The sequence below is a fragment of the Gammaproteobacteria bacterium genome, from assembly GCA_003696665.1.
In the GTDB taxonomy this organism is placed as follows: domain Bacteria; phylum Pseudomonadota; class Gammaproteobacteria; order Enterobacterales.
Genome location: RFGJ01000024.1, coordinates 1 through 2,512, shown reverse-complemented (window position 1 = coordinate 2,512; position 2,512 = coordinate 1). Strand labels below are relative to the sequence as shown.

Genomic DNA, 2,512 nt, shown 5'->3' with positions numbered 1-2,512 from the left:
GGCGCTGCCGGGGCGCGTGACGATTCCTGCTGGGCGGTCGTCGGTCACGATTCCGGTGCAGTCCCTCCCCGGTGCGCGGCCCGGTCGGACGGTTGAACTTGAGCTAGATCCCAGTCCTTCTTACGGCATCCGGGGCACATCGTCTTCGACGCTTGCACTACAGCCGTTGTCCGCCAGCGCCAGCGGTGACGACGGCGACGGCAACAGTGGCAGCGGTGGTAGCGATGTTCTGCCCTTCTTGGGCACGGCTGGCGCTGTGGGTTCGGCTCTACTGCTGGGTGGCGACGGTGGAGCGGCTGCTTGCTCTGCTGATATGCCTCCGGCCTTGCAGGCGATCGCGCTTGGACAGCGGGGTGAACCCGACTGGGGACGAATCACCTTCGCTAGTGCCCGTGTCCAAGGTCGTCCAGCCAGCAGCCTCTACAGCTTGAGTGATTTTGAGGGGCAGCTTGATGATGTTTCGTTCGGGCGGATTCAGCGCATGTCCCGCAGGAATGCCGAGGCTGACTTGGTAGCCGGGGCTATCACTCTCTCTGATTGGGGTGTGCGAAACACCACGCTTGCAGGGCTTTCCAATACCCTCTACGCCGATGCTGAAAAGATTGGCGACGTGAAGGGGCTGGCGGAGTGGATTAGCGAACAAACTGGTCTTCCGGTGAGTGACCTGAAGGGAATGAGCCTGGATGACATGGCGGGCGATCGCCAGCTTGCTCGTCTGGATCTTGGCGACATGCCAGTAAATGAATTGCCTGGATTTGAGGACATAACCCTGGGTAGCTTGCCTCAAGACTTGGCGATTGACCAGATTCCTGGGTTGGCAGATATGCCCCTGAGTGAGTTGTTCTCTTGCTTGGCCGATGGCGGCAATGTTAATGGCGACCGCCGTAGTCGCGCCATCGCTGAGATATCTGATATGTCTAGCGATCGCCGTAGTGGTGCCATCATATCAGCGGACGCTGATGGTCGCGGTTTGGCGGAGTGAGATGGCCGATATCCAGACTTCTCACTAGTTTTCAGTTCTGATCTATCAGCAATCAACTCGTAAACTTCGGGCTAATCACTCGAACTATTTCCAGTGGTTAGCCCGGTTTATTCAAGAAACCAGTATGTTTCTATGTTTCACCGAATTAGGCGGATCGTCGCTTTACTGATGCTCGTGGTATCTCTCTGGATGTCGTTTGGGGGTGTCGCAGATGCGAATCCGAACACAGGGTCTGCATCTGTGGCAAATGCACCAGCAAATGCACCCCGATCAGCAAATGCACCCCGATCGCTGTCCATGACCGATATTCCTAACTTGCGGTTGCGGGACTATCCACCAATCGAAGTTACGGAAGAATTAATTTCTAACCTTCAGCCTTTGATGCCTGAAGAGGTTGATTTTGGTTGGAGCGTAGGAGAAAGAGTGCCCGTAACCGAAGTCCTTCAAATAGGCAGTTTTACGCTTTTTGGAATATCTGAAGTCTCCATAGGGCAAATTGCAGCCGCGACGGGCACAAATCTTTCTGAGGTTCGTATCGGTGACATGGGGGGGCTAATTTCCAGTCAAACCCCTAGCGATTTCATGCAGATGTCGAGCCTGCGTCCTGATATTTCGTCTTCTGAATTGCGTTCGGTTCCTGCATTAAACGCTCTTGTAAAGTTTCAGCTAGGGCTGACGGAATCTCCGGCTGAAGTGCCTGATTTATCTGCGCTAAACAGTTTTCTAAATCCAGGAACAAGCGAAAACGTCGCCGTGCCCTTGAGCAAAGATGAATTGTTTGAACGCGCTCAAACTTTGACCGTGAAACAATATTCCGAGCTTGTTCCTGAGTTTAAGAATTTGCGCCTGGGCGCAGCGGGGGAAAAGGATCTTAATGAAGTGGGTTCTCTGAACAAAGCAATTCCTGGTATTAGCGACGTGCCCCTGAAGCAGTTTAAAGGCTCTACCAATCAACCAATCAAGTCGCTGTCTGGGGTTGGCTTTGAAAACCTCTCTCTTTCTCAACTGCCCGAAGCATTGTCGTTGGTTGAGGGCGTGGTTTTTGGAGTGGCCGATGTGGCCTTGGGAACTCCTCGTGATGGCGATCGGGAACAGATGCGTATTCGTATTGTTAGTGGCGGCATTCCAGATCGCAGCATGGTTCTAGTCGGTGGGGAGTGCAGGGGGAATTCTTGTCCGCATTTTGAGATCGCGGCTCCCACCAGCCAAAATCATGGGGCTGCATGGCTCGATCCGAAAGGTCAAGAAGTCAAGGATGGTTTTGGCTCACTTTGTCGTCCTTGGGATTGCAAAGGGCCGCCAGGAAATCACCCCTTTGGCCCCAATGTGCGGGTGTTGATTACGGAAGTTGAGCAAACGCAGGGACGCGCCAAAATTGCAATTAGCTTCCCTTACTGTGCGACTATCCCGTTTGAGGGCTTAAGTTGTACTCCGTGGATTTTGCCAACAGCCGAGGGTATTCCGCTTGGAGAGCTAAAAGAAGAGTCTCCGGTCGTGTTTATCCCGCCTGGGCTTCGCATTCCTGGTGAG

General features: G+C 53.7%; 2 protein-coding genes. Both read left to right on the top strand.

All coding sequences use genetic code 11. The features are described 5' to 3' along the window. Positions 1-982: hypothetical protein (locus tag D6694_00660; GenBank protein ID RMH48321.1), on the top strand; the 982-nt coding region annotated here is incomplete at its 5' end. 297 nt (positions 983-1,279) lie between these two features. Then, positions 1,280-2,512, top strand: a 1,233-nt coding sequence (locus D6694_00655; GenBank protein RMH48320.1) for a hypothetical protein, incomplete at its 3' end; no start/stop codon positions are given.